Consider the following 26,786-nt stretch of genomic DNA (forward strand, 5'->3'; position numbering starts at 1 on the left):
CGTCTGGATTTGTAAGATTAGTCCTACATCAATTGCTATTTTGATCTTTATTTTTAGAAAAAGTCTCTCCAATAGTCACAACGGCCGGTGCTCGGGATTAGAGCCTTTTCCCCATATCCCCGGAGCAAACTGCCCTTACAATGGGCCGAAACAATCATACGGAGACCGCTTGTGAGCAAGCCCAAGCTGCATTTCGCCCACGCCAACAGCTATCCGGCGGGCGTGTACCGCCAATATTTCGCGTTGCTGGCCGAGGATTTCGACATCCAGGCGCTCGACATGCACGGCCATAGCCCGCGCTACCCGGTCAGCGACTGCTGGCCTAACCTGGTCGACGAATATATCAACGAACTGACCGCCCGCTACGACGAGCCGGTGATCCTGGTCGGCCACTCGCTGGGCGGTATGCTGAGCCTGATGGTGGCGCATGCCCGGCCCGACCTGGTGCGCTGCGTCGTCATGCTCGACGCGCCGGTGGTGGCCGGCTGGCGCGCGCTGGCCTGGCGCCTGATCAAGATGACCGGCAGGGCCAACAGCGTGCCGCCGGCCAAGTTCTCCATCCGCCGCCGCAACGTGTGGCCGGACGCGCAGGCGGCCTACCAGCATTTCGTCACCAAGGACCTGTTTGCCGCGTGGGCACCGGGCGTGCTGGCCGACTACATGGAAAGCGGCCTGAAACCGCACCCGGAGGGCGTGCAGCTGCGCTTTACCCGCGAGGTGGAGACGGCGATCTACGCCAGCCTGCCGCACCACCTGCCCAAGCTGGTGCGCGGCCGCTTCCCGGTGCCGATCGGCTTTATCGGCGGCACGGATTCGTGGGAAACCAGCCAGTCCGGCCTCGGTCATACGCAGGCGCTGGTGGGGAGGCATTTCCGCATCGTCAAAGGCGGCCATTTGTTCCCGATGGAGTCGCCGCAGGTGGCGGCCGAGGCGACGCGGGAGATGATAGGCAATCTCGTGGGCATATCGAGCAAAAAAGTTCTTAAAAGCGGGGCTTTCGCGTAAAATCTCGGGCATCCGGCGCGGTTGCGCCGCCCCCTGAACTTTAGGAATGCCTTGCGATGACGATTAAAAGCGATAAATGGATACGCCGGATGGCGGAGCAGCATGGAATGATCGAGCCGTTCTTCCCGGACCAGGTGCGCCAGGAAGAGGGCCGCAAGGTGATCTCCTACGGTACCTCGTCGTACGGCTACGATATCCGCTGCGCCGACGAATTCAAGGTCTTCACCAACATCAACAGCACCATCGTCGATCCGAAGAACTTCGATTCGAATTCCTTCGTCGATATCAAGAGCGATGTCTGCATCATCCCGCCGAACTCCTTCGCGCTGGCGCGCACCATCGAGTACTTCCGCATTCCGCGCAACGTGCTGACGGTCTGCCTGGGCAAATCGACGTATGCGCGCTGCGGCATCATCGTCAACGTGACGCCGTTCGAGCCGGAATGGGAAGGCTACGTCACGCTGGAGTTCTCCAACACCACGCCGCTGCCGGCCAAGATCTACGCCGGCGAAGGCTGCGCGCAGGTGCTGTTCTTCGAGAGCGACGAAGTGTGCGAGGTGTCGTACAAGGACCGCAACGGCAAGTACCAGGGCCAGCACGGCGTGACCTTGCCGAAGGCCTGAGTCCCGAGGCCGATAAGGCTTAACGCTTAATCGGCAGCAGCATTTCCACGCACAAGCCACCACCCGTACGGTTGGTGGCTTTTATACTTCCGCCGTGCGCCTGGATCACATGCTGGGCGATGGCCAGGCCCAGGCCGTGGCCGTCCGCGCTGGCGGTGCTGGAGCGGAAGAAGGGCTGGAAGATGGTTTCCAAATCGGCGGGCGCCACGCCTGGGCCGCGATCGAGCACGCGGATGCACAGCTGGCGCGCGTCCTGCACGGTGCGCGACTGCAGCTGCACCACGCCGCCCTCGGGGCTGTGCTTGATGGCGTTGCGCACCACGTTCTCGATGGCGCGGCCCAGCAGGTCGGCCTGGCCGGCGACCAGCACTTCGGCTTCGCCTTCCTGCACCACGCTGCGCTGCTGGCTGGACGCCTCGTAGCTGGCGTCGTCGGCGATCTGGTCCAGCAGCTCCGCCATGCTGATTTCTTCCTGGCTGGCGCGGATGGCGCCCGCTTCCAGCCGCGCCAGGGTCAGCAACTCGCCCACCAGTTTGTCCATGCGCACGCTTTCGCGCTCGATGCGCTCCAGCGATGCGCCCAGCTTTTCCGGCTGCTGATGGGCGAGGCCGATCGCGGCCTGCAGGCGCGCCAGCGGCGAGCGCAGTTCGTGCGAAACGTCGTGCAGCAAACGGGTCTGGCCGTCGATCAGGCTGCGCAGGCGGGCCGTCATGCGGTCGAAGTCGCGACCGAGATCGTTCAATTCCGAATTGCCCTTGCCGTTGCCGAAGCGCGGCGCCAGATCGCCGCCGGCAGCGGCGTCGAACGCCTGCCGCAGCGCGCGGATGGGACGGGAAAAATACCACGCCAGCAGGAACGAGAACAGCAGGCTGGCCAGGGTGGCCGCGGCGATCGGCACCCACGGCGTCAGCGGTTGGAAGCGCTGGCCGCGCATCTCGCGCGGTTCGCCCGGGCCTCCGGGACCGCCCGGACCACGAGGGCTGGCGGCATCGCCCGGCCCGCCTGGGCCGCTGTCGGGTGGCGGGTTCGCATGGCCCGGGTCGAAGCGGTGGTCGGGCATTGGCGGTTGGCCGTTCGGGCCGTGGGGCTGGTCGCCGCCGGGCGGCATCGCCGGGGCGCCTTGCAGCGCCATCTGTGCGCCGCCGAGACCGGCCATCAACTGGCGGCCGCCATCGAGGCCGCGCAGGCGCTCGGCCGTCGGCAGGAACAGCGTGTGGCGCAGGCCGTCCGGATCGGTCACCTGGCGCACCACGTGGCGCTTGCCTTCCTGCTTGAGCAGGGCGCGCGATTCGCGCAGCATGGCCGGCGTGACGACGCGGCCCAGCAGTTCATGCCCCTGCTCGTCGACCACGAAAACGCGATGGCGCTCGAGGCCATCGAGCATCTTCCGCAGCGCCTTGGTGCCGCCGAATTCCAGCGTGGCCGCCGCCGCGCCGATCGCCATTTCGGCCGGCGGACTGGTGTCCAGGTCGGATGCCGCGGTGTTTTGCTGACGGAGGTTCTTGAGCCAGACGGCGCCGCCGATGCCGACCGTTGCGGTCAGCTGCGCCAGCAGGATACAGACGAAAAACTTCCAGAACAAACGGCCCACAGGCTTACTCCTTGATCAGCTGATAGCCCAGGCGGTACACGGTTTGCAGGCAGGAGCGGCCGTCGGCGATGGTGCCGAGCTTGTGGCGCAGGCTGCTCAGGTGAACGTCGATATTGCGGTCGAAGCGCGCCAGCGGCCGGCCCAGGCCCTGTTCGGACAAGGTGTTCTTGCTGACCGGGCGACCGGCGTTACGGGCCAGCACTTCGAGCAGGTTGAATTCGGTGCTGGTCAGTTCCAGCTTGTCGCCGGCCCACGCGGCGCGGCGCTGCTCCGGCCACATGGTCAGCTGGCCGACCGTCAGCGCGGCCGGCGTGCCGCTGTCCGCCGGCGCGCTTTGCGCCCGGCGCAGGATGGCGCGGATGCGGGCGGTGAGCTCGCGCGGCGTGCAGGGCTTGGCGACGTAATCGTCGGCGCCCAGTTCGAGGCCGACGATGCGGTCGGTGTCGTCGCCGCGCCCGGTCAGCATCAGGATCGGCAACTGGCTGTTGGTGCGGATGCGGCGCAGCGTCTCCAGGCCGTTCATGCGCGGCATCATCACATCCAGGATGGCGATCGAATACATGCCGGTAAAGGCTTCGGCGGTGCCGGCTTCGCCGTCGTGCACGGCTTTGACATCGAAGCCTTCGCGCTCCAGGTACTCCTGGAACATGCCCACCAGTTCGATGTCGTCGTCTATCAGCAGTACTTTGCTCTTCATTGCCGCATGGTTCTTTCTATATCGAGAAGCCGATCATAGCAGCCCTCCGGCGACCCCCGGCATGCTTTTACCCCGTTTTACAACGCGTTGCCCTGTGCCAATCAAGTGTCAAATCGACCATCTTTACATCGATTTACCGCAGGCTAACAGCGCTTTACACGGGCTGGCAAGAAAATGGCTGCTCCCTACCAACCAAGGATTGTTTGCATGAAAACTCCAAGAAACAGCGTACACAATATCTTGCTGGCGGCCGCCATGGCGCTGCCGCTGTTTGCCATGAGCGGCGCCGTCCGCGCCGGCAACGACGATGGCGATGCCGACGGCGGCCGTCCACCGATGATGATGCGGGAAGGCGACGCGCCAGCGCACGGCGGCGAGCGCGGCCCGGACCGTGGCCCCGGCTTCCACGGCGGCATGGCGCCATTTGGCGGGCCGGTCATGGGCGGCCCCTCGCGGTCGCTGCGCGGCGTCGAGCTGAGCGAGGCCCAGGACGACCAGGTGTTCGCCATCCTGCATGCCCAGGAACCGTATCTGCGCGAGCAGGGCAAGGCGGCCGCCAAGGCCCACGAAGCGCTGCGCGCGCTGGCTGCAGCCGACAAGTACGACGACGCCAAGGCCGCGGCGCTGGCGAAGGAAGCGGCGACGGCGATGGCCAACATCGCGCTGCAGCACGTGCGCACCGAGCAGAAGCTGCGGGCCGTGCTGACGCCGGAACAGCGCAAGAAGCCAGCCGAAGACGATGCACGGCGCGCACCGCGCTCCTGAATCAACCTCAACCACTCACATGAACGGAGAACGCCATGTCGATCAGCTCCCTGAGTTCCAGTAACGTCAGCCAGCTCAGCTTTCTGAGCCGTTTGAGCAGCACCAATGCCGGCAGCAGTGCCGAGGCAACGCGCGGCGCGCCGCCACCTCGGCCACCGGAAGGCGGCGGCTTCGCCTCGGCCATCGCCGACGCGCTGGCGGCGATCGGAATTACCGACGCCAGCATCACCGGCGGCACCACCGACACCAGCACCGGCACCACGGCAGCGGCCGGCGGCACCGACAGCACGACCGACGGCACCGACAGCGGCACGCTGGCCGATGCGCTGGGCAGCTTCCTGCAAAGCCTGATGGGCGCGCTGCACGCGCAAAACAATGGCAGCGAGGCGCCGCCGCCGTACAGCGACGCGCAGCAGGGCGGGGGGCCGGGCGGTCCGGGCAAGCTGCAGTCCGATCTGCAGAGCCTGGTCGCCAAGCTGACATCGGGCAGCACCGCTTCGTCGACCACGAGCACCGACAGCACCGATGGCAGCGATGCCGTCAGCGAACTGGAAAGCACGTTCGCCAATCTGCTGGACAAGCTGAGCGGTGATAGCGGCACCGGCAGCACCGACAGCAGCGGTGCCAACGCCAAGCTGGCGGACTTCCTGCAAGCGTTGTCGTCCAAGGTCGGCGGCAGCGGCACCAGCGGCAGCCTGGTCAACACCACGGTATAAGGAGAAATGTAAATGACAATGCACGACGATCAACACGAGCACAGCCTGGCGGCCGACCTGGGCGCCATGCTCAACCTGGCCAGCGACCGGCGCCAGACCCTGCGCTGGCTGCTGGCCGGCGCATCGGCCTTGCCGGTGCTCGGCTGCGGCGGCGGTGGCAGTGCCAGCGACAGCACCAGCGCAACCACCTCGACCAGCAGCACTACTACCACCACCACGACAACAACGACCACCGGCTCATGCGCGGTGATTCCCGAGGAGACCGGCGGCCCTTATCCGGGCGACGGCACCAACAGCAACGCCAGCGGCGTGGTCAATGTGCTGACGCAGACGGGCGTGGTCCGCAGCGACATCCGCAGCAGCTTCAACGGTCCGACCGGCGTGGCGGCCGGCGTGCCGTTGACGATCAAGCTGCAGATCGTCAACGCCAACGGCAGCTGCGCGGCCTTGCCCGGCTACGCGGTGTACCTGTGGCATTGCGACCGCGACGGCAACTACTCGCTGTATTCGAGCGGCGTGACGTCGGAGAACTATCTGCGCGGCGTGCAGGCCAGCGACACCAGCGGCAACGTCACGTTCCAGACCATCTTCCCGGGCTGCTATTCGGGCCGCATGACGCACGTGCACTTCGAGGTGTACCCGACGCTGGCCAAGAGCACCAGCGCCGCCAACCGCATCAAGACCTCGCAGTTCACCTTCCCGATGGCGACGCTGAACGAGGTCTACGCCACCAGCGGCTACAGCGCCAGCGTGCGCAACCTGGCGCAGATCAGCTACGCCACCGACAACGTCTTCAGCGACGGCACCACGCTGCAGATGGGCGCCGTTACCGGCAACGTCACCGACGGTTACGTGGTGACGCTGACGGTCGGCGTGGCCGGCTGATCAGGACATAAAGCCCAGGTTGCGGTTGCTGAAGTTGACGATGTTGGGGAACACGTCGACGATCTGGGTGGCGCTCAGGCCGAACCAGCTGGCCAGCGTGGCGCCGTATTGGTCGACCGAGGTGGTCGGCAGCAGCGAGCCTGAGCCCACGTCAAGCGAGTGGCCCAAGCCGGTGACAGGCATGCTGCCATAGATGTCCTTGCCCTTGACCGCGCCGCCAATGACGAAGTGATGCGAACCCCAGCCGTGGTCAGTACCGTCGCCATTGCTGGTGAAGGTGCGGCCAAAATCGGAGGCAGTGAACAGCGTCACTTGCTTGCGCAAATCAGTGCCCTGCAGGTTGGCCATTACGCCGTCGAAGTATGCCACCGCGTGTGCCACCCGTGCCAGCAGGGTGGCCTGGTTGACACGCTGGAAATCGTGGGTGTCGAATCCGCCCAGGCTGACATAGAACACCTGGCGCTTGATGCCCAGCGCAGCGCGGCCGCCTATGATGCGCGCCACCGTTTGCAATTGCACCGCCAACGGGTTGACGCTGGCGATTGCCGTCGCTGGATCGGTGTAGAGCGTGGGATTGGGAACGCCAGCCGCACCGTTGGCCAGCATCGCGCTGGCGAGCGTTGCCTGGGAGTTGATGGCGCGCGCAGTGACGGCGGCATATTCCTTCCGGAATGGATCGGACGAGTCGCCGGCGATGATCTGGCGTAGCGGGTTGGCGGACGCAGGCGTCCCGAACAAGGATTCGTTCAGGCGATTGATCGGAACTGCGCTGGTGCCGCCGATCTGGTACTGGCGCACCTGGCGTCCGCTCAGGAAAAGCGCATTGCCTGCGGCGGAAATGTTTGTGAAGGTCGCATTGCTGTTGCCGGAAGCTACGAGGTCGGCGATGCGACCGCCCCAGCCGGACGAAGCGGACGCTTCGGTCTGCAGCGTTTGCCATGTTGCCTGCTGATCGTTGTGCGAGAACAGCCGCGACGGCAAGCCGGCCCCGCCGGCCTTGTATTGCGCGAGCGTGGTCGGCTGAACCAGTGTGCCCACATTGGCGACGATGGCGGCGCGCCCCGCGTCGAACAAGTCCTTGATGGGCCGCAGCGACGGATGCAAGGCAAAGGTACGGCCGGCCTGGGCGCTGAGCGGGGTGATGGGTAGTACGCCGTTGCTGAGACCGACTCCGCGCAGGGCGATGGAGCCGGAATCGGGCGTGGTGCGGAGGCGTACATATTCGCTCCACGAACCGCTGTCGGTCGCCAGCACAGTGTTGAAGGCGTCGTTGCCGCCGTTGAGGAACAGACAGATGATGGCCTTGTAATCGTCCGCTCCCTGCGCGGCGGCGTTGCCCATGGCCGCCAGGTTCAGCGTGAACGGTATGGAGCTGCCGCCCGCCAGCGCCAGCATGTTGCCGACAAAGCTGCGGCGTGATGGATTGTGCTTGTGCATAGATGTCCTTTTATCGCTGCGCCAGATACTCGGGCGAAACCATGGTCAGATAGATAGCCAGATAGACGCGCTTCTTGCGCACGCTGTCGACCTGCGCGGTGTTGGTGCCGATGAATTGCGGGATGGGGAGACCATTGACCGCACTGATGATCTGGCCGCGCAAGGTGGTCGACATGGTCCCGCTAAGCAGCAGCAGATTGAGGTGATCCACCAGTTGCCCGGCGGACGCCACCAAAGCCAGTTCGTCGGTATAGTCGGAGTGTACGTCCTGGTTGTTGCCGAGTCCCACGCCGATCACGGCCTGCATGAAGTTCAGATAGCCTGTCACCGACGGTTCACCGGTGATCTGCATTTCCGGCGCCGCCATGCCGGCGGCCGACAGCGTGGTGTTCGGTGGCGTGTACCCGGGACGGAAGAAGTTAAACACGGACGGCGAGCGCAGCGGCGTCTGGCCGAGACTGCTCAATGGGTCGTCCATGGAGCTCAGCATGAAGCGTCCCGTGGCTGATTTGGCATTGAAGGCGCGCATCCAGTTGGCCAGGCGCAGCACGGGCTCGCGCAGCTTTTTGGCGTTGCCGGTGTCTGCCGCCTCCGGATCCAGCAATACGGCGCTGATCACCGCACGCATGTCGCCGCGCACTCCGGCGCCGTTGTTGGCGAAGGCCGCCGCCACCCTGCCGACATAGGCCGGGCTGGGGTTGCTGCTGACCAGCCGCTGGATCAGCAGGCGTCCGATGAAAGGGCCAACGTTGGGGTGATTGAACAGCGTGTCGAGCGCTACCTTCAGGTCGGCCATGCCTGAAGCACCGGCAGGTGTGCTCACGCCAAGGAAGGACTTGACGGCGGTGGAGTGATAGGCTGGATAGACCTGCATCGGCGTCCAGTCGCGCGCCGGGTCTCCCTTGGTGCCGAAGAAACGTTCCAAGGTCTGGTCGGGGCCGGCCCAGCTCCAACCTGTAAACACCTTGGCCAGGCCCGCCACGTCGTCGTGGGTGTAGGTTTCAATCGGCTTGCCGCCCAGGGTCTTGATACTTGCATCCTGGTTTAGCTGATACAGGCCGATCGTCATCAACTGCATGATTTCGCGCGCGAAGTTCTCGTCCGGAACACGGACGCCCGCCTCTTTCTGGTTGTGAATATGGGACAGGTAGGTGCCCATCATCGGATGCAGCGCCACCCCTTGCAACAGGTCGCGGAAATTGCCGAAAGCGTATTGCGCCAGCATATCGTAATAGCCGGCAACGCCCATCGGGTGACCCACGATATTGCTGTCCGCCAGCGAGACGACGAAAATCTGCGACAGCGCGTAGGTAACGCGCTGGCGTAGTTGATCGTCGCCGGTGATCGCCTGCTTCCAGAACGATTCATATACCTGCCCCTGGCCGACGATGGTGCCGGTCGCTAAAGACGTCGCGATCTGCTGAACGTAGTCGCGATGAAGGGTGCGTGGCTTTTGAAACTCCGCAGCCAGCCAGCTGCTTTTGCCGCTGGCGGCGACCTGGTTGATACTGGCGGTAGTAGGGCCGAAAGTAGCCTGTGCGAGGAAGTGAGCCGCCTCGGCTGGCGTAACCGGCGCCGCGCTGGTGGTGACGCTGGACAGTGTGATTGTTGCGGCGCCGCTGCGGACTCGATCTCCGCTGGTAACGCCACTGCTGGTTTTGCCGTTGGTGTCGACGGCTGCGTACGCCGGAGCGCCATTGTTGCCATTGTTGCCACTGCCTGCGCCACATGCAGTCAGTAGCATGCCGATCACCAAACCGGCGACCGGCTTCAAATTCTTACGGTTCATAAATAGCCTTTGGGAAATCCAGAGGCGTCGATTGTAAGATAGCGAACTCAGTCGTTAAAAAAATTGTTCATTTGTGTGCAGATAATTGTCACAATTTGACAATTAATTATCCGATGATGAGCGCCAATGGCGGCACGTTGCGCGAACTTTCGATTTAACAATTAACATTTATTTTGGTAAATGTAACTTGCGCGCAACGTTAAATTAACACCTTGACTGCATTACTGCTTGACGCAATCGACAAAGTAGCCGCGCTTGCCGTCCACTTCGCGCTTGACCAGCCCGTGCACGTCGGTTTCGAAGCCGGGGAAACGTTCGTTGAAGTCGCGCGCGAAGCGCAGGTAGTCGACGATGGTCTTGTTGAAGCGCTCGCCCGGGATCAGCAGCGGAATGCCCGGCGGGTAGGGCGTCAGCAGGATGGACGTGATGCGGCCTTCCAGCTCGTCAATGGCGACGCGCTCGATCTCGCGGTGCGCCATCTTGGCGAAGGCGTCCGACGGCTTCATCGCCGGGATCATGTCCGACAGGTACATCTCGGTGGTCAGGCGCGCCACGTCGTAGGCCTTGTAGAAGTCGTGGATCTGCTGGCACAGGTCGCGCAGGCCCATTTTTTCGTAGGTCGGGTTGGCGGCCGCGAATTCCGGCAGGATGCGCCACATCGGCTGGTTCTTGTCGTAGTCGTCCTTGAACTGCTGCAGCGCCGTCAGCAGCGTGTTCCAGCGGCCCTTGGTGATGCCGATGGTAAACATGATGAAGAACGAGTACAGGCCGCACTTCTCGATGATCACGCCGTGCTCGGCCAGGTACTTGGTGACGATGGACGCCGGAATGCCGGACTCGGCGAACTGGCCGTCCAGCGACAGGCCCGGATTGACGATGGTGGCCTTGATCGGATCCAGCATGTTGAAGCCCGGCGCCAGCTTGCCGAAGCCGTGCCAGTCGTCCTCGGCGCGGATGACCCAGTCTTCGCGCGAGCCGATGCCTTCCTCGGCGAATTCCTGCGGGCCCCAGACCTGGAACCACCAGTCCTTGCCCCATTCCTGGTCGATCTTCTTCATCGCGCGGCGGAAGTCCAGCGCTTCGAGGATGGACTCTTCCACCAGCGCGGTGCCGCCCGGCGCTTCCATCATCGCCGCCGCCACGTCGCAGGAAGCGATGATCGAGTACTGCGGCGAGGTCGAGGTGTGCATCAGGTAGGCCTCGTTGAAGGCGTCGCGGTCCAGCTTGACCGTTTCCGATTCGCGCACCAGCACTTGCGAGGCCTGCGACAGGCCGGCCAGCAGCTTGTGCGTCGACTGGGTCGAAAAGATCATCGACTCCTTGGCGCGCGGACGGTCCTTGCCGATCGCGTGCATGTTCTTGTAGAAGTCGTGGAAGGTGGCGTGCGGCAGCCACGCTTCGTCGAAGTGCAGCGTGTCGATCTGTCCGTCCAGCATCTCGCGCAGGGTTTCCACGTTGTAGACCACGCCGTCGTAGGTCGACTGGGTGATGGTCAGGATGCGCGGCTTCTTGTTTACCGCTTCGCGCGCGAACGGGTTGGCCTCGATCTTGCGCATGATGCTTTCCATCGTGAACTCTTCCAGCGGAATCGGTCCGATGATGCCCAGATGGTTGCGGGTCGGCATCAGGAATACCGGAATCGCGCCGCACATGATGATCGAGTGCAGGATGGACTTGTGGCAGTTGCGGTCGACCACGACGATGTCGCCCGGCGCCACCGTCGAGTGCCAGACCATCTTGTTCGAGGTCGACGTGCCGTTGGTGACGAAATAGCAATGGTCGGCGTTGAAGATGCGCGCGGCGTTGCGCTCGGACGCGGCCACCGGACCGGTGTGGTCCAGCAGCTGGCCCAGCTCTTCGACGGCGTTGCAGACGTCGGCGCGCAGCATGTTTTCGCCGAAGAACTGGTGGAACATCTGGCCGATCGGCGACTTCAGGAAGGCCACGCCGCCCGAGTGGCCGGGGCAGTGCCACGAGTAGGAGCCGTCGTTGGCGTAGTGCACCAGCGCGCGGAAGAACGGCGGCGACAGGCCGTCCAGGTAGGACTTGGCTTCGCGGATGATGTGGCGCGCCACGAATTCCGGCGTGTCCTCGAACATGTGGATGAAGCCGTGCAGCTCGCGCAGGATATCGTTGGGGATGTGGCGCGAGGTGCGGGTTTCGCCGTACAGGTAGATCGGGATGTCGGCGTTCTTGTAGCGGATCTCTTCGACGAAGGCGCGCAGCGACTTCAGCGCGACATCGGTTTCCTCGGCCGAGCCGGCGCCGAATTCCTCGTCGTCGATCGACAGCACGAAGGCCGACGCGCGCGATTGCTGCTGGGCAAACTGGGACAGGTCGCCGTAGCTGGTCACGCCCACCACTTCCATGCCTTCTTTTTCCATCGCATCGGCCAGGGCGCGGATGCCCAGGCCAGACGTGTTCTCGGAACGGAAATCCTCGTCAATGATGACGATGGGGAAACGAAATTTCATGCATGTCTCCAAAAAAGCAAGCCGCCCCGGCAAAGGTGCAGGGGCGGACAGGGCGCGACCCTTCAGGTGAACGGGCCGCAAAAAAATAAGAACGGGATTCTCGCAGAAATAGCGCCGCTGCGGGAAAAAATTATCGTAACAGAATGCATGAGTAGCATGACGCCCCTGTGACAGGCGTCATGCCGTTCATATAATGTTGCTTAGTGACCGCCCAGCAGCGCGCCGATCGGATCGACGTGGAACCAGGCGAACGCGCCCAGCGCGATGCCGACGCCGGCCACGCCGTAGGCCAGGCCCATCATCCACTTCTTGCGGGTCAGCAGCGTGATGGCCGCCAGCGAAATGGCGATCTGCTCGGCCGTGGTCGCCAGCGCCCACTGGTGGTGCTGGTGCATGGCCTCGTCCGACTTATGGTTCCATTCCTTGGACGACTCTTCCCACTTCTCCGCATCCTTCTTGATGTCTTCCTTTTCGCCCTTGTAGCGGGCCACCTCGGCCTCGTAGCGTTTCGGGTCGACGCCCGGCAGCGTCATCGCCAGCTCGGCCAGGTTTTGCTTGCTGGACTTGGCCTGGTAGTAATTCCAGCTGTTAGCGGCCTGGGTCTTGTCGATCGCCGCGTTGTTCTTGAACAGCGCAGCGTCATTCTGCGTGGCGCCGCCCAGGTAGCCGAAGGTGGCGCCCACCGTGGCCAGGATGGCCGTCATGACGGCAATGTTGTTCGAAAAGCCATCGCTGCCGTGGGCCGCGTGTTCGACCGCGTGATCGTGCGGTCCGTGTACGTGAAAACCATCGCCTGACATTGCTGTTGATTCCTTGATGAAGTTGAAGATAGGACTTACGCCTTGCGGCGCAGTGTAACAAAAGCGTAGGACAAACCGGCGGATTCCGAAACGTGCGGCTCGCGGGCGGTCTCTTCCCACTCCGACGGCGCCAGGGCGGGGAAGAAGGCGTCGCAGGCGAAGCTGCCGCTGATTTCAGTGATGACCAGCTTGTCGGTCGCCGGCAGCGCCTGCTTGTAGATCTCGGCGCCGCCGATCAGGTAGCCTTCGGCGCCGTCCAGCAGCGCGATGGCCGCGTCGATGGAGCCGACCGCTTCCACGCCGTCGTGGCGCCAGTCCGCGTTGCGGGTGATGACGATGTTGCGGCGGTTCGGCAGCGGCCGGCCGATGGAATCGAAGGTCTTGCGGCCCATGATGATGGGATGGCCTGTGGTCAGGCGCTTGAAATGCGCCAGATCCTCCGGCAGCTTCCACGGCAGGGTGTTGTTGATGCCGATGCCGCGCTGGGCGTCCATGGCGACGATGATGGTTAGTGTGCTCATTTTTCGATGCTATCCGATGCAGAGCCAACATTATCGTTCAAATTGCCATGCTATTGGGCGGCCGATTGCGTCACCTTGTCGTGCAGCAGGCGGGCGAATTCCGCCAGGTCCTGCGGATTCATGTCCGACACGGCCGAGTACTGCATGCCGTCCTGCGACCAGCGCAGCAGGTGGAAGCCCTGGCGCGCGGCGGCGCGCGGCGCGCTGTCGCGGCCGCCGGCGTCGGGCCAGACGTACAGGTTCATGATGTGCTGGCGGTGGCGGTAGGCCAGCGCCGCCACCGGACGCCGCTGCAGGTAGTCCAGCCGGCCGCCGACCAGCGTATAACCGTGCGCCGCCAGGTCGTAGACCGGCGGGGAAAAATCGAGCTTGCCGGCGAACCAGGGCTTGACCGTGTGCTGGTCGGTCGAGGCGACGTCGGCCAGGTGGTCCGGCATCAGCGCGCGGAAGTGGCTGGCGACCAGTTCCTGCTCCACCAGCTCGTTGGCCGACGGCTGGCCCAGGTACAGCGTCAGCGTGACGGCGAAGGCGGCCGTCGCGGCGCCGGCCAGGCCGAGGTTGATCCATGCCCACGGCCAGGCGCGCCGGCTGCGCTGGCCTTGCGCATCGGCCTGGCGCGGACGCTCGGCCTGCAGCGCCGCGTGGATGCGGCGCTTCAGGTGTTCGGGCGCGGCGTGGCGCGTCGCCTGCGTCGCGATCTGGTCCTGCAGCGCCCGCAGTTCCGCCAGCGCGGCCTGGCAGGCGGCGCACGACGCCAGATGGCCCTCGATCTGGCGCAGGTCGGCCGCGCCGAGTTCGGCGTCCAGATAGGCCGACATCATTTCCTGGCTGTGCTTACAGTCCATCCTGTTCTCCGTGCTTCAGGTAGGCCAGCAGCAGCTTGCGCGCGCGGGCCAGCCGCGACATCACCGTGCCGATCGGCGTTTCGGTTACTTGCGCGATCTGCTTGTATGACAGATCGTCCATCTCCTTCAGTACCAGCACCTCGCGGAACGCCCGCGGCAGCTGCGCCAGCGCGGCGTTGACGGTGCGGCAGGTGTCGCGGCTGGCGGCGATGGCGGCCGGGTCGCCGGCGTCGTCGTCCTGCTCGCCGTCGCCATGCAGTTCCTCGTCGTAGCTGACGTCGCCGCGCTGGGCCTGGCCGTCGCGCAGCGCCGTGTAATAGGTGTGGCGCACGATGGTCAGCAGCCATGCGCGCACGTCGCCGCCGCGAAAGCCGTCGCCAAAGCGGAAGGCGCGCAGATAGGCGCTCTGCACCAGATCATCGGCGTCGTGCTCGTTGCGTGTCAGCCAGCGGGCCAGGTTGTAGGCCGCGTCCAGGTGCGGCATGGTCATCGCCTCGAACCGCGCGGTTTTGTCGTCGTCGCCCAAATACTTGTCCATCGTAGTGATCCAGTGGATGAAGACTCGGTGGGATGCGGTTTTATTCCCGGTTCAAAAATAAAAAAATAAACGGGAATAATCTCGCTGCGCTCCGGGTTTTAGCCGGTACGAGCGACGCCCGCAGATTATGCCATGGGCGCCGTCTTTTCAATCTGACCACGGAGCACATCATGATGGATCGCAGGGGATTTATACGGTTGACGGCAGTCGGCGGGGGCGCCGTTTTCATGTCCGGCCTGTACGGCACGGCGCTGGCCGACACCGGCTATGAGGATTTTTACTTCGTCCAGCTGTCCGATTCGCACTGGGGCTACAAGGGCCCGGCCAATCCGGACGCGCACAACACGCTCAAGCTGGCGGTTGACAGCGTCAACGCGCTAACGGTGCCGCCAGAGTTCATCGTCTTCACCGGCGACCTGACGCATACCACCGACGATCCGGCCGAGCGCCGCCGGCGCATGGCGGAGTTCAAGCAGATCGTCGGCGGGCTGAAGGTCAAAACGGTGCATTTCCTGGCGGGCGAGCACGACGCCTCGCTCGACAACGGCGCCGCGTTCCAGGAATTCTTCGGACCGACGCACTACAGCTTCGACCACAAGGGCGTGCACTTCATCGCCCTCGACAACGTCTCCGATCCCGGCGCGCGCATCGGCGAGGCGCAGCTGGCGTGGCTGAAGGCGGATCTGGCGAAGCAAGCCAGGGACGCGCGCATCGTCGTGCTGACGCACCGGCCGCTGTTCGACCTGGCGCCCAAGTGGGACTGGGCCACGCGCGACGGCGACCAGGCCGTCGCGCTGCTGATGCCATATTCGAACGTGACCGTGTTCTACGGCCATATCCACCAGGAGAACCACCACATGAGCGGCCATATCGCCCATCACGCGGCCAAGTCGCTGATCTTCCCGCTGCCGGCGCCGGGTTCGCAGCCCAACCGCGCGCCGCTGCCGTGGGACCCTGCGGCGCCGGGCAAGGGCCTGGGATTCCGCGAAGTGGAAGCGGAAGCGAAGCCCGTGGGCTACCAGATCACCGAATTCCCTGCGATGAAAGGATAAGTCATGGTGTCGACAAAACGAAGGCTGCTGGTCAGCGCGCCGCTGGCGCTGGCGGTGCTGGGCGTGGTGCAGGCCAAGGCGAAGGAACGCGTCATCAAGATCGAGGCGCGCAAATTCCGCTTCGCGCCCAATGTGATCGAGTTGAAGAAGGGTGAGGCGGTGGTGCTGGAGCTGACCGCGCTGGACTTCCCGCACGGCTTCAGTCTGCCGGACTTCAAGATCCGGGCCGATCTGGTGATGGGCAAGCCGGTGCAGGTGAGATTGAAGCCGGACCAGGTGGGGCAATTCGGCTTCTTGTGCGATAACTTCTGCGGCAGCGGCCACGAGGAAATGGCCGGCACGATTATCGTCAAGGCTTGAGTTACTCCAGGCCTTGGGTGGGGTTGACGCGCACGTACTGGTCCTGGTTGCGTTTTCTGCGCCACCAGTTCCTGCAGCTGGAACCGTCGCAGGAGGCGAGGTTGCCCAGGCAGTCGGCAGCATCGCAGGCGTCGCCCGCACTACAGGGCAAGTCGGGCAGGTCGCAGGGCAGGTCGCAAAAGCCGGCCTGTGCCAGGTGTCGTGTGGTCATGCCGCGCGGCGCTGCGGCCGGCGGACAAGGACGATGCTGGCGATGCATGTCGCCGCAATCGCCCATACGGCGGTTCAGCAGGGCCAAGCCGACGCGCAATCCATACCGTGCGATTACGCGTTGGCCGTAAGCTGAGCAGCTGTCACGGCCTGTATGGACGCGGAACGCGCAGGAAAAACCCTTCAGCCGAGACAGGTAGCGTCGATAAAACGCGATGGCGGCGAGGGCGAGCCGTTTCATGCGGCGTCGTGGAAGGCCAGTATGTCGGCGGCCAGCGTCTGAGGGATCTCCAGCGGGATCATGTGGCCGCTGCCTTCGTGCATGCTCAAGCGGGCGTGGGGCAGGCGGGTGTGCATGTCGCGCAGGATGGCGGCATCCACCAGTTGGTCGCCTTCCGCGCCGACGATCAGGACCGGGCAGGCGATCTCCGATAGCCGGTCCATCAGGTCGGGGCGCTCCATGGAGGCGGTGAACTGCGCCAGCAGCACGTCCTTACCCAGGTCCAGCGCCATCTGCTGGATGACGTCGACGATGGACTGGTCTTCGAAGTGGTCCGGATGCAGCACTTCGCGCAGGCGCTGGCGCGTCATGCCGCTGTAGGCATTGCGCTCCAACATGGGGATGATGCGCCGGCGGGTCTGGATTTCAGCGTCGCTCAGCCCACGGGCGGAGTTGGCGATCAGCACCAGCGACTGGACCCGCTCCGGATGCGCCAGCGCGTGCTCGATCGCCAGGTAGGCGCCCAGCGAGAACGCCACCAGATGGGCGGACGGCGCGCTATGCGCCGAAATCAGCTGCTGCATCTGCGCGCGCGTGCGCGCCTTGTGCAGCGGGACGTGATTGAATTCGAAGCCGTCTCCCAGCGACGGCGTCAGGCGGGACCACATCCTCTCGTCGCACAAGGTGCCGGGGATGAAGTCCAGCCGCGTCATACCGCCATCGGCGCGGTGATTGGCGCGTGGTGCTGGTAGCCTTCCAGCGAGAAGTCGGACGGCTCGACCTTTTCCAGCCATTCCGGCTCGTACTTGCCGGTCTTGGCGAAATCCGGCACGCGGTCGGAGATGATGAAGCGCGGCGCCGGGAACGGCGTGCGGGTCAGCTGTTCCTTGACCATGTCCATGTGATTTTCATAGATATGCGCGTCGCCGATGAAGTAGGTGAACCAGCGCGGCGTGTAGCCGGTCAGGCGGCCGACCAGGTGCATCAGCGCGGCGCCTTCGGCCAGGTTGAACGGCGTGCCCAGGCCCAGGTCGTTCGAACGGACGTAGAGGCACATCGACAGCTCGCGCGTGGCCGGATTCGGAATGAACTGGTACAGCAGGTGGCAGGCCGGCAGCGCGACCGAGTCCAGCACCGCCGGATTCCAGCCGTGGAACAGGATGCGGCGGCTGGACGGATTGTTGACGATGGTGTCCAGGCACTCGCGCAGCTGGTCGATGGCCTTGTGCAGCAGGACCTTGGTCACGCCTTCATCCTCGATTTGCGAAATCAGGCGGAAGCCGTTCTTCTGCGCGTCGGCGATTTGCGCCGGCTGGTCGACGGCGATCAGCTTGAAGCCCGGCCATTGGCGCCACTGCACGCCGTAGACCGGGCCGAGGTCGTCCTCGCCGAGGCGGTAGGGATTATCCAGCCACTGCTTGTTTTCGTTGGCGTTCTGGTCCCAGACCTTGCAGCCCAGCGCGCGGAAGTCGGCGGCGCTGCGGGAGGCGCGCAGGAACGCGCACAATTCGCCGACCACGGACTTGAATGCCAGCTTCTTGGTGGTCACGGCGGGAAAACCGTCATTCAGCAGATCGAAGCGCATCATCGCGCCCGGCACGCTTAAGGTGCGGATGCCGGTGCGGTTATCTTGCCAGCTGCCCGTGTCGAGGACGGTCTGAATCAATTCCTGGTATTGCTGCATTCAATTCTCCAACAGGCGCGGGGCGCATAAAGGTGCTTATTTTATCAGTCGGCCGGCGGGTTGCGTACGCCCAGCTCAAGGGCCCGGCGAGTGCTCCAAACGATCCAGCAGTGCATAAAAAACAACACTCGAAGAGATATTTGACAAGCGAAGACCAAAAAGTTGTTTAATTGGATAGTCTTTATGATATTTACATATCATGGTTTTTTATAATCCAATAACTCTGGGGTTGGAAAATGAAATCTATGCGCGTGCTAACGTACTTAATTTTTGTTTTGCTGTTTTCAGGGTGTGCAACGGTGTCGCGGGAGGGGACTGGTGAATCATATCGCCAGAAGGATTTGCCCACGACTGAACGCGTAGAGCCCCCACCAGCCCCTGCGCCTGCTCCAGCCCCTGCGCCCGCTCCAGCGCCCACCACCCGGCCGGGTGCCAGTGTGTCGACCGGTTCAATAAATATCACGCCGTTTTCTCAGTACTCCGACGGCGATAGTTCAGGTGCGGCGGACGGCGGCCGATTTACTAACTCGTATACCCGGCTCAAAATAGATTCGCACATAATTTCCGACGGGGACGGCGGAAGTAGTTCGAAGCCGCTGGCTTATGATGAGAGAAATTGGTTCGTACGATACTTCGTTGGAAAAAAATTTGACTCCAACCTCTCGGTGAAAATCAAGGTCGGTGAGTATGAGACGACGGTGCCATTGGTAACCGTAAGCCACCAGAGCACAACGGAAGGGGAGCAATGGTCCAGGAGCATTTCCCGGCTGTTACTCGATTTTCCGCTTTTCCTGGTTCGGCCCGATGGGGAAGCAAGTATTCCTACCTTTCAAATAAAAATGGCGGGCACGAAAGAGTACTCCAGTAACATGGCTGGGAAAGCCTTGGATCTCGTCACCTCCACATTACAAGATGTTTCGCCCGACAGTGGTGTCCTGACAAAACTTACAGCCCAGTCGGCTAAAAACAAATCTCAAGCGATCGATGCAGCTATCGGAAAATTATTTTCCAATGGAATCCGTGAAGAACAGATTGTTCACCGCGATCTGCGCATGTGGAACGCCAATGGTGGCATGGCGCTCACTTTCATACTCCCAACAGAGAGCAGCTGGAACGAAAAAGCCGGCGCCATAGGAACGTGGAAAATATCCTTTGAAGAACCTCGCCCATCGATCTTTGGCGACTGGCGGATATGCGCAGAGGAGAACCAAAAAATTCGATGCGCGTCGTCTCGTACCGAGGCGCTGAAAAGAATTCATAAAGAGCTGTCCTTTAACCAAGTATTGAATTATCCGCTCATCAAGTCAAATAAAGAGTTGGGGACGATTTCTGCGTATATTCTTCAGCAGGATTGGTATGGGAAGTCCATGTCGGAATTTAATAGCGCGTTGGATAATGACGGTCCCATTGCGGAATCCATGTGTTTGAAGATAAAAAATAGCATCGTCAATCTGGGTCTTAATAACGACGACGCGGACATCGTCACTTGGAGCTTCATCAATGGGTTCCCTTGGGCGAAAAAGATGCACAAGGATGCGTTCAAAGCGCTGCGGGCCGACGGCGCGGACAATAGCTGCGCTCAGTCCTTGAAGAAAATAGACGGGAATCGAATCTAAGTCATCGCTGCAGCCGATCCATTGGAGTGATAAATGTCGATAAATTTGCGTAACACATTGATGGCCGCGGTGATGTTCTTGCCGAATATTTCTTTGGCTCATGATTCATTTCCCCGAAATATGCCTATTAATCCGCCCCTTGGTGAAGCGGAGCGAGATAGCGAGAAATTAAAGTTGTTAACAGAACGAGGACGACGTGTTGGTGTGCCAGAAAAGACCATTGAAGCAGCCAAGAGTGTGGTCTTTAAAAAATACATGTGGAATAAACTGGATATAAAGGTGTGTTTTTGGAATGGGGAAGAGGCCGACCAGAATGAAATTATGCAAACCGCCTCGGTTTGGGAGAACGCCGTTCCGGATATAAAATTTGTTTACAAAGTGAACGGAAAAAATCGCATCTGTAACTTGTCCGATATGAGCGACAGCGATAGGATCGCCGATATCCGCATTAATTTGAACGCGAACGATCCACGTCCACTATGGAACGCCGATGAGGACAAAAATGGTGATTGGTCTTATGTCGGAACCCAAGTTTATCAAGATGTACGTTATCCGACCACGATGAACCTGGTGGGATCCATGCGGATGAAGAGCTATGATAAGGCCAATTACAAATTCAACGTCAGACACGAGTTTGGGCACGCCTTGGCGCTGATGCACGAGCACCAGCGCGAAGCTTGCAAGGGGTGGTTTAACATCAAGGAAATTGCCAAGGACACTGGCTGGACCGAAGCGCAGGTAAAACACCAGGTGGAGTCGTTGCCGGACAGTGGGAATTTGTACCAATTTATCGGCGCTTATAACCAGAATTCCATTATGCAATATAATTTCTATCCAAACTGGTATGCTCCCGATCGGCTGGGGAAAGTAAATCCATGCAAACGCCGGGATCAGGTTACCGATCTATCGGAATTGGATAAAATCGCTGTGGCGTTTATCTATGCCCCAGCTTTGAACGAGACGCCGGAGCGGCGGAAGTTCATCGCTGAAAACAGGATAAATATTCACTATCCTGAGGGGGGCTCCGCGCCGAAGGACGGCTCGAATGAGGCCGAGAAGGTCCAGGTTGCGGCGTCGTTGGAACGGTTTGCGATTAAAATTCGCGTGCCCGAAAGAATATCAATTCAAGTCTACCCGCATGAACAGGACAAAGACATCGTCCTGCGCGCGGTGTCGAATCTCGGATATCCGGTTCTTGACGGCAAAGGTAATATCATAAGAAGTGTGTCGAGCAACGTCACCAAGTTCCTGATGAAGGATCCGACTACCACGGTGTTCTACACTGAAGATGTTTCAGATTTTGACGCGCGTTTCGTCGCCTGGAGTTTAATCAGGCAGGGCGTCAATATCAAAAGCATTCAAAAATATTATCCCGCGCCTCAAAATGGCTATGCGCAGAGACGAAATCTCATCCAGATCGGTGCCAGCATCAAAGCCCGCGGCCTTAGAGTCTTGACTGAGGACCAAATACTGACTGCGCCGCTACCGATGTATGGAGCGGCCGAATAAAGACAGGCCAGGAGTGCGAATCTTCGGCCGCCTGGCATGCTCGAAGCCTATTGTCAGCGGCCCCCTGGTTTGACCTTGCGAGCTGCGGATTTGGCGGCGGAATTGCCGGCTGAGCGTGCCAATGACTTTGCGCCCCTGCCTCCGGTGACGACGACCGCGCCCTTGGGCGCAGTGGCCTGTTTGCCGCCGTCATACGTGCGGCCGGCGGAGCGGGCACCGCCGGCTGTCTTGGGCGATGCTCGAGGGGGCTCCCAGGTACCTAGAGAGGCATCGCCGCCGGCGGGGCGGGCCACCGTGACGGCCTTGCCTGCCGCGAGCGCGTTGCCTGCCGCTGCCTTGCCGCCGGCAGGCCCGGTGAAGGAACGCTTCTTTTTGGCCGGGGCCTCGGCCGCCATTTTTTTGGCGGCCGCGATGGCGGCGCCTTTCGGCCCGGTTTCCGGTACGCGGTGGTCGGCCTCGAAACCCGGTTCCTCCTGGCGCGCTATGACCTGGCGGGTCAGCGTTTCGATGGCCTTCAATATCTCGACTTCATCGGCGCACACCAGCGACACCGCTTCGCCCTCCATGCCGGCGCGGCCGGTGCGGCCGATGCGGTGGATGTAGTCCTCCGCCACGGTCGGCAGGTCGAAGTTGACCACCTGCGGCAGCGCCTCGATATCGAGTCCGCGCGCGGCCACGTCGGTCGCCACCAGCAGTTGCACCTCGGCCTTCTTGAAGCGCGCCAGCGCCTTCAGGCGGGCCGGCTGCGTCTTGTCGCCGTGGATGGAGTCGGCCGAAATGCCGTGCTCCTGCAAGGTTTTGACCAGCGTCTCGACGCCTTTGCGGGTCTTGACGAACACCAGCACCTGGCCCCATTGCAGCTTCCTCAGCAAATGCAGCAGCAGCTCGGGCTTGCGGCGCTTGTCGGTCGGGATCAGCCACTGGCGCACGGTCTTGGTCGCGGTGTTGCTGGCGCTGACCTGCACCGAGACAGGATCCTTCAGCATGCCGCCGGCCAGCTTGCGGATCTCGTCCGAGAACGTGGCCGAGAACAGCAAGGTCTGGCGCTTCTTGGGCAGCGCCGCCAGCAGGATGTCCAGGTCGCGCTCGAAACCCAGGTCCAGCATGCGGTCCGCCTCGTCCAGCACCAGCGTTTGCAGCAGGGTGAAGCTGATCGCGCCCTGGTCGTGCAGGTCGATCAGGCGGCCCGGCGTCGCCACCAGCACGTCCAGGCCCTTGCGCAGCTTGGTGATCTGCGGTTCGATCGGCACGCCGCCATAGGCCACGGCGGACTTCAGCGGCAGGTTGCCGCCATAGGTGCGGAAGCTTTCGTAGACCTGCTCGGCCAGCTCGCGCGTCGGCACCAGCACCAGGCAGCGCACGGCTTTCGGCTCGGTCACGCCTTCCATGGTCAGGCGCTGCAGGATGGGCAGGGCGAAGCCGGCGGTCTTGCCGGTACCGGTTTGCGCCGCCGCCATCAGGTCGCGACCCGCCAGCACTGCGGGAATGGCTTGCTTCTGGACGGGCGTAGGCTGCTTGTAGCCCAGCGTGTCCAGCGTGCGCTGTATGGGGTCGATCAGGCCGAGGGCTTGGAAGGTCATGATATATGCAGTAAAACGAAAAGAGGGCGCAGTGTAGCCGGTTGGCCCGGCTTGTGCGAAATTAGTTGACGAGCGCGTCGGACCACAAGGCCAGGATTTCACGCACGCGGTCGTCCGGCATGTTCAGCAGGTTGTCGCCGATGTAGAGCTCCACCGAGCTGCGGCCGGGCAGCGCGGCGTGGCTGGCGGCGTTGAACAGCCACACGCCATGGCGCTCGGCGATGCTGTTGCGGAGTTCGTTGGCGCGCTCGCGGCTGACCGGCAGATGCAGGTGCAACATGCTGGCCTGCGGCTGTGCCGGATTCGGCACCAGCAGCGGAAAGTCGCGCAACTGCTCGTACAGCCACCGCGTGCGGCGGAAGTAGTCGGGCATTGCCTTCAGCCGCGCATCGAACTGCATCGCCGCCGCCACCACGTACGGCGTGCGCTGGTAGACGTTGCCGCCCTGGCGGCGGAACCACTCCTGCGCCTTGGCGACGAAATCCGCGCTGCCCAGCAGCATGGCGCCGCCCATGCCGCCTATGCCTTTGTACATCGAGACGTAGACCGTATCGAAGCCGGCCGCGATCTCGGCGGCGGGGCGGCCGTATGCGGCGGCGGTTTCCCACAGGCGGGCGCCGTCCAGGTGCAGGTGGATGGCCCGCTCGCGGCAGTAAGCCTTGATCGCCGCCAGTTCGTCCCAGCTCGGGCATTGGCCGCCGATTTCGCGCATCGGCAGTTCCAGCGTGGCAGCGCCCAGCTTGTCCGGGATGCCTTTCAGCTCCTCAAGCGTCCACGGACGGTGCTGGTCGCCTATCTGCAGCGCGTGAAAGTGGTCGAACAGCTGGTGGTTGCCGCGCTCGTGGCGCAGGATGTGCGACGTCGGATGCAGCGCCACCAGCTTGCTGCCGCGTTCCGCGCAGGCGATGCGCAGTGCGGTCGCCTGTACCATCGTGCCGGTGATGCAGAATAGCGCCGCCTCGAAGCCCAGCAAGCCGGCCACCTTCTGCTCGAATTGCTGGATCAGCGGGCCGTTGCCGTAGGTGTCGTGCGCCACGCCGTTGGCCTCGCACCATGCCGACATCGCCGCAAACAGCTGCGCGGGCGACGGCTGGCGATGGCCGGGAAGATGGGTTGTGCAGCTGAGCCGCAATTCGGCGTCGGTCAAGGCGTTCTCCTGAAAGAGAGAATGTTACCGGCTTTTTGCCTCGGCGGCCAAAAAACCGGCTTTGCGATAGTGTTCGTCATAGTCCGGCGACAGGGTGCCCATCATCCGGTCCCAGAACAGGAAGTACCAGCCATAGTTGTAGCGGCCCCGCGCGTGGTGGGTGTTGTGCGCCGTGGAAGTGTTGATCCACCGGCCCAGCCAGTGCCGCGACAGCGCGCGCGGGAACAGCTCATAGCCGAGATGCGTGTACACCGCGAAGATCGTATTGAACCACGTGAAGATGAACAGAGACCAGAACGTCACCGGCAACAGCAACAGGATCACGATGCTGGCGCCGCTGTCGATCACCGCTTCCAGCGGGCTGATCGAGTAGGTGGACCAGGGGCTGGTGTTGGTGGACAGGTGATGGGTGCGGTGCGCCCAGCGAAACAGCCGGCGGTGGTGCATCAGCCGGTGCGTCCAGTAGAACCAGGTATCCTGGATCAGTATCATCAACATGACGACGGCGGCGATAAAGCCCCATCCGCGGCCGTAGGCATGCACGCTTTGGTAGAAGTGGGCGTGCCGGCCGAGGCCCAGCGCAAAGGCCACTGGCATCACGCTGCCGAGCACTACGATGCTGACGATCGAAGTCAAGACCTCGCGCCGGATCTGCGGAATACCGACCGCCTTCGCCTGCAAGCGCTGCCGGCGACCCGGCCGGAAGCGCCACCACAGCCAGAGCGCGGTGAAGACGCCGACCACCACCAGGTAGTGCCAGGCCGTCTGCAGGATAGTGCGCGCAAGGTTGTCCAGCATGGCGTTCCCTTGAAATTAAGATAACCCGATGCTAAGGCCGGTTGCGCCGGCCGTGCTTATGATTTGATTAACGCGTTGATTAATGCGGCTGGTGTTCGACGTGGACGTTGTGGAACTGCAGCGCCGCCAGGTTGGCGTAGATGCCGCCCAACGCCACCAGCGACGCGTGGGTGCCGGTTTCCACAATCCGGCCGTCTTCCATGACGATGATACGGTCGGCGCGCTGCACGGTCGCCAGGCGGTGCGCGATGATGACCGTGGTGCGGCCGACCATCGCCGCTTCCAGCGCTTTTTGCACCAGGCGCTCGGATTCCGCATCCAGCGCGCTGGTCGCTTCGTCCAGCAGCAGCAATGGCGGATTTTTCAGCAAGGCCCGCGCGATCGCGATGCGCTGGCGCTGGCCGCCGGACAGGCGCACGCCGCGCTCGCCCAGGAAGGACTGGTAGCCCTGCGGCAGACGCTCGATGAATTCATGGGCGGCGGCCAGCTTGGCCGCCTGGATCACCTCGGCGTCGGTGGCGCCGGCGCGGCCGTAGCGGATGTTTTCCATCGCGTCGGCCGAGAAGATCACCGTATCCTGCGGCACGATGCCGATGGCGCCGCGCAGCGTGTGCAGCTCGAGCTGGGTGATGTCCACGCCATCGAGCTTGATGCTGCCGCTCTGCGGATCGTAGAAGCGCAGGAACAGCTGGAACAGCGTGGTCTTGCCGGCGCCGGAAGGACCGACCACGGCCACCGTTTCACCCGGCTTGATGTCCAGCGACAGGTGGCCCAGCGCCGCCGTATCGGGGCGCGAAGGATAGGAGAAGGTCACGTCGTGCAGGCTCAGTGCGGCGCCGTTGGCGGCGCGCGGCGGCAGCGCCAGCGGCTGGGCCGGCGACTGGATATTCGATTTGACCGACATCAGTTCCAGCAGGCGCTCGGTGGCGCCGGCGGCGCGCTGCGCTTCGCCCATCACTTCGGACAGCGCGCCGATGGCGCCGGCGACGATGGAGGCGTACAGGATGAACTGGCCCAGGTCGCCGCCGGTCATCGAGCCGGCCAGCACGGCGTGCGCGCCCAGCCACAGCACGAAGACGATGGTGCCGAACACCAGCACGATGGCGATCATGGTCAGCAGCGCGCGCGCGCGGATGCGGCGCATGGCGGTGCCGAACGCGCCTTCGACCGAGGCGCCGAAGCGGGTCGATTCGATTTTCTCGTGCGTGAACGCCTGCACCGTCGGCATGGCGTTGAGGATTTCGCCGGCCATGGCCGAGGCGTCGGCGATGCGGTCCTGCGAATCGCGCGACAGCTTGCGCACGCGGCGGCCGAACATCACGATCGGCAGCACGGTCAGGATCAGCAGGCCGATGATGATGGCGGACAGCTTGGCGCTGGTCACGAACAGCATCACCAGGCCGCCGATGAACAGCAGCACGTTACGCAGCGCCATCGAGATGCTGGTGCCGACGACCGCCTGGATCAGCGTGGTGTCGGTGGTGATGCGCGACAGGACTTCGCCGGTCTGCGTGGTCTCGAAGAACTCCGGGCTCTGGGTGACGACGTGGTCGTACACCGCGCTGCGGATGTCGGCGGTGACGCGCTCGCCCAGCCAGGAGACGGTATAGAAGCGCGCTGCCGTGGCCAGCGCCAGCACGGTGGCGACCGCGAACAGCGCCAGGAACACCAGGTCCACGTGCTTGATGCTCTTGGCGCCGGTACCGCCGAAGCCCAGGTCAATCATCTGCTTGAAGGCGGCGGGGATCGCCAGCGTGGCGCAGGCGGCGACCACCAGCGCGATGCCGGCCATGACGAATTGGCGCTTGTACGGCAGCAGGAAAGGCGTCAGCCCGCGCAAGGTGGCGAGGCTGCCTTTCTTGGCTTCCCTGGCGGTGTTGGGGGCGGTTGCGGACGGGGTGCTGGCGGTGGTGCTGTTGGTCAT

Annotated in this window: 25 protein-coding genes and 1 pseudogene; 9 read left to right on the forward strand and 17 right to left on the reverse strand. The window is 62.9% G+C overall.

From position 1 onward, the window contains the following. Positions 1-171 precede the first annotated feature (171 nt). Both ACSQ3S_RS15445 and dcd read left to right on the forward strand, forming a co-directional pair. Positions 172-1,005 (forward strand): alpha/beta hydrolase, encoded by an 834-nt coding sequence (locus ACSQ3S_RS15445; protein ID WP_436142914.1) that lies wholly within the window; start codon positions 172-174, stop codon positions 1,003-1,005. A gap of 56 nt (positions 1,006-1,061) precedes the next feature. Further along, on the forward strand, positions 1,062-1,628 hold the full coding sequence (gene dcd, locus ACSQ3S_RS15450; protein WP_176650469.1) for a dCTP deaminase: 567 nt from the start codon (positions 1,062-1,064) through the stop codon (positions 1,626-1,628). A 19-nt stretch (positions 1,629-1,647) separates the two neighbouring features. Here the strand turns inward: dcd and ACSQ3S_RS15455 are convergent, their stop codons facing one another. Together ACSQ3S_RS15455 and ACSQ3S_RS15460 are read right to left on the reverse strand one after the other, a co-directional pair. Then, positions 1,648-3,219, reverse strand: coding sequence for a HAMP domain-containing sensor histidine kinase (locus ACSQ3S_RS15455; RefSeq protein WP_436142915.1), 1,572 nt, complete (start codon positions 3,217-3,219; stop codon positions 1,648-1,650). A 4-nt stretch (positions 3,220-3,223) separates the two neighbouring features. Then, entirely contained in the window at positions 3,224-3,916 is a 693-nt protein-coding gene (locus ACSQ3S_RS15460; protein WP_176650471.1) for a response regulator, read from the reverse strand. Between the two features lie 207 nt (positions 3,917-4,123). Here ACSQ3S_RS15460 and ACSQ3S_RS15465 point away from each other — a divergent pair, with 207 nt between their 5' ends. From ACSQ3S_RS15465 to ACSQ3S_RS15475, 3 genes are read left to right on the forward strand one after another with little or no spacing between them, the layout of a single operon-like run. After that, entirely contained in the window at positions 4,124-4,681 is a 558-nt protein-coding gene (locus ACSQ3S_RS15465) for a Spy/CpxP family protein refolding chaperone (protein ID WP_436142916.1), read from the forward strand. A gap of 35 nt (positions 4,682-4,716) precedes the next feature. Further along, the gene (locus ACSQ3S_RS15470) at positions 4,717-5,397 is read left to right on the forward strand and encodes a hypothetical protein (RefSeq protein WP_436142917.1); all 681 of its coding nucleotides are present in this window, start codon (positions 4,717-4,719) and stop codon (positions 5,395-5,397) included. A gap of 12 nt (positions 5,398-5,409) precedes the next feature. Beyond that, complete coding sequence (locus tag ACSQ3S_RS15475; RefSeq protein WP_436142918.1) at positions 5,410-6,282, forward strand: intradiol ring-cleavage dioxygenase; 873 nt, start codon at positions 5,410-5,412, stop codon at positions 6,280-6,282. Here the strand turns inward: ACSQ3S_RS15475 and ACSQ3S_RS15480 are convergent, their stop codons facing one another. From ACSQ3S_RS15480 to ACSQ3S_RS15510, 7 genes are all read right to left on the reverse strand, one after another. Further along, complete coding sequence (locus ACSQ3S_RS15480; RefSeq protein WP_436142919.1) at positions 6,283-7,719, reverse strand: DUF1501 domain-containing protein; 1,437 nt, start codon at positions 7,717-7,719, stop codon at positions 6,283-6,285. It lies immediately after the preceding gene. 10 nt (positions 7,720-7,729) lie between these two features. Next, the gene (locus ACSQ3S_RS15485) at positions 7,730-9,508 is read right to left on the reverse strand and encodes a DUF1800 domain-containing protein (protein WP_436142920.1); all 1,779 of its coding nucleotides are present in this window, start codon (positions 9,506-9,508) and stop codon (positions 7,730-7,732) included. A gap of 221 nt (positions 9,509-9,729) precedes the next feature. Beyond that, positions 9,730-11,982, reverse strand: coding sequence for an Orn/Lys/Arg decarboxylase N-terminal domain-containing protein (locus tag ACSQ3S_RS15490; RefSeq protein ID WP_176650477.1), 2,253 nt, complete (start codon positions 11,980-11,982; stop codon positions 9,730-9,732). Between the two features lie 200 nt (positions 11,983-12,182). Further along, entirely contained in the window at positions 12,183-12,782 is a 600-nt protein-coding gene (locus ACSQ3S_RS15495; RefSeq protein ID WP_176650478.1) for a DUF4337 domain-containing protein, read from the reverse strand. A gap of 35 nt (positions 12,783-12,817) precedes the next feature. Next, complete coding sequence (locus ACSQ3S_RS15500; protein WP_436142921.1) at positions 12,818-13,303, reverse strand: dihydrofolate reductase; 486 nt, start codon at positions 13,301-13,303, stop codon at positions 12,818-12,820. A gap of 50 nt (positions 13,304-13,353) precedes the next feature. Then, positions 13,354-14,148 carry an anti-sigma factor family protein gene (locus tag ACSQ3S_RS15505; protein ID WP_436142922.1) on the reverse strand — a complete coding sequence of 265 codons (795 nt, stop codon included), beginning with the start codon at positions 14,146-14,148 and terminating at the stop codon, positions 13,354-13,356. Beyond that, on the reverse strand, positions 14,138-14,686 hold the full coding sequence (locus tag ACSQ3S_RS15510) for a sigma-70 family RNA polymerase sigma factor (protein WP_436142923.1): 549 nt from the start codon (positions 14,684-14,686) through the stop codon (positions 14,138-14,140). The genes ACSQ3S_RS15505 and ACSQ3S_RS15510 overlap by 11 nt, the downstream gene beginning before the upstream one ends. Positions 14,687-14,859: 173 nt before the next feature. Between ACSQ3S_RS15510 and ACSQ3S_RS15515 the strand changes: the two genes are divergently transcribed. After that, positions 14,860-15,738 carry a metallophosphoesterase family protein gene (locus tag ACSQ3S_RS15515; RefSeq protein ID WP_436145027.1) on the forward strand — a complete coding sequence of 293 codons (879 nt, stop codon included), beginning with the start codon at positions 14,860-14,862 and terminating at the stop codon, positions 15,736-15,738. A 3-nt stretch (positions 15,739-15,741) separates the two neighbouring features. Then, a complete protein-coding gene (locus tag ACSQ3S_RS15520) occupies positions 15,742-16,098 on the forward strand; it encodes a cupredoxin domain-containing protein (protein ID WP_353398161.1) in 357 nt (118 codons plus the stop codon). Position 16,099: 1 nt separating this feature from the next. Here ACSQ3S_RS15520 and ACSQ3S_RS15525 read toward each other — a convergent pair whose 3' ends face one another. The 4 genes and pseudogenes from ACSQ3S_RS15525 to ACSQ3S_RS15540 form a co-directional block, all read right to left on the reverse strand. After that, on the reverse strand, positions 16,100-16,309 hold the full coding sequence (locus ACSQ3S_RS15525) for a hypothetical protein (protein WP_436145105.1): 210 nt from the start codon (positions 16,307-16,309) through the stop codon (positions 16,100-16,102). A 48-nt stretch (positions 16,310-16,357) separates the two neighbouring features. Next, a pseudogene (gene yidD / locus ACSQ3S_RS15530) lies at positions 16,358-16,549 on the reverse strand (membrane protein insertion efficiency factor YidD); the annotation flags it as partial. After that, the gene (locus ACSQ3S_RS15535) at positions 16,546-17,241 is read right to left on the reverse strand and encodes an alpha/beta fold hydrolase (RefSeq protein ID WP_436142924.1); all 696 of its coding nucleotides are present in this window, start codon (positions 17,239-17,241) and stop codon (positions 16,546-16,548) included. The pseudogene yidD and the gene ACSQ3S_RS15535, both read right to left, overlap by 4 nt. Further along, positions 17,238-18,212, reverse strand: coding sequence for a thymidylate synthase (locus ACSQ3S_RS15540; RefSeq protein WP_176650484.1), 975 nt, complete (start codon positions 18,210-18,212; stop codon positions 17,238-17,240). Before ACSQ3S_RS15540 ends, ACSQ3S_RS15535 begins: the two co-directional genes overlap by 4 nt. Before the next feature lie 236 nt (positions 18,213-18,448). Here ACSQ3S_RS15540 and ACSQ3S_RS15545 point away from each other — a divergent pair, with 236 nt between their 5' ends. Together ACSQ3S_RS15545 and ACSQ3S_RS15550 are read left to right on the forward strand one after the other, a co-directional pair. Further along, positions 18,449-19,828, forward strand: a complete 1,380-nt coding sequence (locus ACSQ3S_RS15545) for a hypothetical protein (RefSeq protein WP_436142925.1) — start codon at positions 18,449-18,451, stop codon at positions 19,826-19,828. Between the two features lie 33 nt (positions 19,829-19,861). Beyond that, on the forward strand, positions 19,862-21,337 hold the full coding sequence (locus ACSQ3S_RS15550) for a hypothetical protein (RefSeq protein WP_436142926.1): 1,476 nt from the start codon (positions 19,862-19,864) through the stop codon (positions 21,335-21,337). Positions 21,338-21,390: 53 nt separating this feature from the next. On the opposite strand, the gene ACSQ3S_RS15555 is transcribed toward ACSQ3S_RS15550, so the two are convergent. From ACSQ3S_RS15555 to ACSQ3S_RS15570, 4 genes are all read right to left on the reverse strand, one after another. Continuing rightward, positions 21,391-22,917, reverse strand: coding sequence for a DEAD/DEAH box helicase (locus ACSQ3S_RS15555; RefSeq protein ID WP_436142927.1), 1,527 nt, complete (start codon positions 22,915-22,917; stop codon positions 21,391-21,393). Positions 22,918-22,978: 61 nt separating this feature from the next. Further along, complete coding sequence (locus ACSQ3S_RS15560; protein WP_176650486.1) at positions 22,979-24,064, reverse strand: beta-eliminating lyase-related protein; 1,086 nt, start codon at positions 24,062-24,064, stop codon at positions 22,979-22,981. A gap of 24 nt (positions 24,065-24,088) precedes the next feature. After that, on the reverse strand, positions 24,089-24,862 hold the full coding sequence (locus tag ACSQ3S_RS15565) for a sterol desaturase family protein (RefSeq protein WP_436142928.1): 774 nt from the start codon (positions 24,860-24,862) through the stop codon (positions 24,089-24,091). Positions 24,863-24,941: 79 nt separating this feature from the next. Then, positions 24,942-26,786, reverse strand: a complete 1,845-nt coding sequence (locus ACSQ3S_RS15570; protein ID WP_436142929.1) for an ABC transporter transmembrane domain-containing protein — start codon at positions 26,784-26,786, stop codon at positions 24,942-24,944.

Source organism: Duganella sp. LjRoot269, assembly GCF_964254095.1.
GTDB lineage: Bacteria > Pseudomonadota > Gammaproteobacteria > Burkholderiales > Burkholderiaceae_D > Rugamonas > Rugamonas hordei.

Coding starts and splice junctions, on each gene's coding strand:
- ACSQ3S_RS15515 (WP_436145027.1), top strand. CDS start 14,860: ATGGATCGCAGGGGATTTATACGGTTGACGGCAGTCGGCGGGGGCGCC.
- dcd (WP_176650469.1), top strand. CDS start 1,062: ATGACGATTAAAAGCGATAAATGGATACGCCGGATGGCGGAGCAGCAT.
- ACSQ3S_RS15505 (WP_436142922.1), bottom strand. CDS start 14,148: ATGGACTGTAAGCACAGCCAGGAAATGATGTCGGCCTATCTGGACGCC.
- ACSQ3S_RS15535 (WP_436142924.1), bottom strand. CDS start 17,241: ATGACGCGGCTGGACTTCATCCCCGGCACCTTGTGCGACGAGAGGATG.
- ACSQ3S_RS15460 (WP_176650471.1), bottom strand. CDS start 3,916: ATGAAGAGCAAAGTACTGCTGATAGACGACGACATCGAACTGGTGGGC.
- ACSQ3S_RS15565 (WP_436142928.1), bottom strand. CDS start 24,862: ATGCTGGACAACCTTGCGCGCACTATCCTGCAGACGGCCTGGCACTAC.
- ACSQ3S_RS15500 (WP_436142921.1), bottom strand. CDS start 13,303: ATGAGCACACTAACCATCATCGTCGCCATGGACGCCCAGCGCGGCATC.
- ACSQ3S_RS15485 (WP_436142920.1), bottom strand. CDS start 9,508: ATGAACCGTAAGAATTTGAAGCCGGTCGCCGGTTTGGTGATCGGCATG.
- ACSQ3S_RS15470 (WP_436142917.1), top strand. CDS start 4,717: ATGTCGATCAGCTCCCTGAGTTCCAGTAACGTCAGCCAGCTCAGCTTT.
- ACSQ3S_RS15520 (WP_353398161.1), top strand. CDS start 15,742: ATGGTGTCGACAAAACGAAGGCTGCTGGTCAGCGCGCCGCTGGCGCTG.
- ACSQ3S_RS15490 (WP_176650477.1), bottom strand. CDS start 11,982: ATGAAATTTCGTTTCCCCATCGTCATCATTGACGAGGATTTCCGTTCC.
- ACSQ3S_RS15555 (WP_436142927.1), bottom strand. CDS start 22,917: ATGACCTTCCAAGCCCTCGGCCTGATCGACCCCATACAGCGCACGCTG.
- ACSQ3S_RS15570 (WP_436142929.1), bottom strand. CDS start 26,786: ATGACCAACAGCACCACCGCCAGCACCCCGTCCGCAACCGCCCCCAAC.
- ACSQ3S_RS15510 (WP_436142923.1), bottom strand. CDS start 14,686: ATGGACAAGTATTTGGGCGACGACGACAAAACCGCGCGGTTCGAGGCG.
- ACSQ3S_RS15465 (WP_436142916.1), top strand. CDS start 4,124: ATGAAAACTCCAAGAAACAGCGTACACAATATCTTGCTGGCGGCCGCC.
- ACSQ3S_RS15495 (WP_176650478.1), bottom strand. CDS start 12,782: ATGTCAGGCGATGGTTTTCACGTACACGGACCGCACGATCACGCGGTC.
- ACSQ3S_RS15550 (WP_436142926.1), top strand. CDS start 19,862: ATGTCGATAAATTTGCGTAACACATTGATGGCCGCGGTGATGTTCTTG.
- ACSQ3S_RS15540 (WP_176650484.1), bottom strand. CDS start 18,212: ATGCAGCAATACCAGGAATTGATTCAGACCGTCCTCGACACGGGCAGC.
- ACSQ3S_RS15525 (WP_436145105.1), bottom strand. CDS start 16,309: ATGACCACACGACACCTGGCACAGGCCGGCTTTTGCGACCTGCCCTGC.
- ACSQ3S_RS15480 (WP_436142919.1), bottom strand. CDS start 7,719: ATGCACAAGCACAATCCATCACGCCGCAGCTTTGTCGGCAACATGCTG.
- ACSQ3S_RS15475 (WP_436142918.1), top strand. CDS start 5,410: ATGACAATGCACGACGATCAACACGAGCACAGCCTGGCGGCCGACCTG.
- ACSQ3S_RS15545 (WP_436142925.1), top strand. CDS start 18,449: ATGAAATCTATGCGCGTGCTAACGTACTTAATTTTTGTTTTGCTGTTT.